Origin of the sequence: Bartonella sp. MU70NMGDW, assembly GCF_042194085.1 — a bacterium.
In the GTDB taxonomy this organism is placed as follows: Bacteria; Pseudomonadota; Alphaproteobacteria; order Rhizobiales; family Rhizobiaceae; genus Bartonella; species Bartonella grahamii.
The window spans coordinates 1-2,007 of record NZ_JBHIMK010000217.1 but is presented as its reverse complement, the minus strand read 5'-3'; the positions used below and the strand labels follow the sequence as shown (position 1 = coordinate 2,007).

Below are 2,007 nucleotides of genomic sequence, written 5' to 3'. Positions count from 1 at the left end.
AGATAAATGGGGGAAAGAGTGCTGTGAATGGAGGGGAAGTTGGGAGGAAGAGGGGTGTTAAGTTGTTAAGTGTGTGACGGGGAATGGGGTGCGTGGAATGGAGGATGAAGAGAGTGCGTATGGACAAAGAGAGGGGGTGAATAAGAGGCGGGTGGTGCAAAGGGATGCGTGAAGGATAGTGTGAGGGTGATAGAGAGGTTGAGGATTCTATTAAAGGGTGATGTGGTTTTGGGAGGGGCTGATGGGGAAGAATGTGCTGGAAAGCATGGTGATGAGGTAAGCTAAAGGGTATGGGATGAGAGCATGGCTGGAAAAAGGAACTAGAAAATGGATAAAAACAGTGGTTGGAAGATGAAAAAAACTACCTAACCTCCCATTTGTTTTCAAAGGGGCGTGAGGAATTTATGTTTTATTAAGAAGAAAAGCTTAGTTTGTTTTCATAATTTTCCAAGTTTTTCCATCAGACATATACATGATTTTTTGGCCTGTGGTCACTTTTCGTATCTCATGATCGGTACGAATTGAGGAACTCGAAGCTGCATGGTTGTCTACGAAGATTGATTTCCAAATAAATGGGCTAGGGGGCGGGAAAAAGATATTGGGTGCCCAAGCACCATCTTGTAAATGAACGACGACAAGCTCTTCTTTTTTCAATTTATCCGAAATAGTTTGTGCAGAGAGGTCTTTCCCATTGGAAATGGGGACTTTCGGCTCAGCTGTGGGTGAGGCTAAACCTCCAAGGTCGCTTATACTATTCATGCACGTACTGAATTTACATAATATTTGGATGACGTGAGGATCTTTACAGTGTCCTTCAGCAGAGGCATTTATGAACGCTTGGTATTTGTAATCAGCTATAGGGCTGAAAAAGATGGAACTTTGTGGACTTAACACATAACAGGAGGAAAGATGCCTCTTCCAACGAGAATGATCTTCAACAAAACTCGAAGATTTATGGAGCTTGCCAAATGTGTTTGGAACTTCGATAACACCGACTGTTGTTGCTTTACCAGCTATAAGGTCAATTATTGTTCCTGTAACCAGATTTCCATTCTTGGAAACATCTAATCTGTATCGATGTCCTATTTTCCACGGAAATTCAATCTCACAGCGTACTCCTGAGCCCTCATGGGTAAAATGTTTACATTTATCGCTCTTCCAACCCATGGCATTCCGGATAGAAAAGTGAATGGTGCGGGGGCCTCTGTTGAATAAACCAATATAACCACTTTTTCCGTTTTTGAAGTGAAATTCGTTTCCCCAGAAATAGATGGAATGAGGTCCGCCATCATAAGTTATTTGCTGAAAAAAAGAAAATGTATCAAATGACATGTTGTGAGGCCATTCATGTTGCATCGTGACAACTTTACCAGCAAAAACAGCGTAACTTGGCTTGCTTATAAGAAAAAATAAAATAATTAGAAGAATATTTTTTACTTTACTGTACATATTTAACCTCCTTTCATTTAATAAATTTGATATGATTCCATAAATAGAAGTATATTTATTTTATATCAAATAGAAAATATGATAAATACTTTTTATTTTACTATTAATTACATGTAATAAAATACGTTTTGTAAAAACCAAAAAGTGTATTTGCTTTTATTCAAATTAAATTCATTAATAATCATGTATTGATGTTGTAGTTTTATTTGCGAGGCTGTGCTGGTGAGGTTGTGTGATGGCGGGGGTTGTGGTGGCGGGGGGTGTGATGGCGGGGTTGTTGATGGTGAGGTTTGTTGATGGTGAGGGTTGTGCTGGTGGGGGTTGTGCTGGCGGGGCTGTGCTGGTGGGGGTTGTGCTGGCGGGGCTGTGCTGGTGAGGCTGTGCTGGTGAGGCTGTGATGGTGGGGCGTATAGGGGAGTTGCGGTTTTTGTTTAAATTGATAGCGTATTTTTTTCTCCCTCTTGCTATGAGGCGTGTAAAAACCCATATTCTTTTTAGCACTACGGTTCTTCTTCATGTGGCATCATTTGCGGTGTTTTGTGGGGGGTGGTTGGTCCT

At 41.1% G+C, this 2,007-nt stretch carries 2 protein-coding genes; one reads left to right on the top strand and one right to left on the bottom strand.

Translation table 11 applies throughout. The annotated features are described in order from the left end of the window. Positions 1 to 426 precede the first annotated feature (426 nt). The gene (locus tag ACFIKE_RS09880) at positions 427 to 1,449 is read right to left on the bottom strand and encodes a DUF3472 domain-containing protein (protein ID WP_375649656.1); all 1,023 of its coding nucleotides are present in this window, start codon (positions 1,447 to 1,449) and stop codon (positions 427 to 429) included. A 247-nt stretch (positions 1,450 to 1,696) separates the two neighbouring features. Here ACFIKE_RS09880 and ACFIKE_RS09875 point away from each other — a divergent pair, with 247 nt between their 5' ends. Next, complete coding sequence (locus tag ACFIKE_RS09875) at positions 1,697 to 1,825, top strand: hypothetical protein (protein ID WP_375649654.1); 129 nt, start codon at positions 1,697 to 1,699, stop codon at positions 1,823 to 1,825. Positions 1,826 to 2,007 lie beyond the last annotated feature (182 nt).

Excerpts from the sequence above, each read along its gene's own strand:
- ACFIKE_RS09880 (WP_375649656.1), bottom strand. The coding sequence starts at position 1,449 with ATGTACAGTAAAGTAAAAAATATTCTTCTAATTATTTTATTTTTTCTT.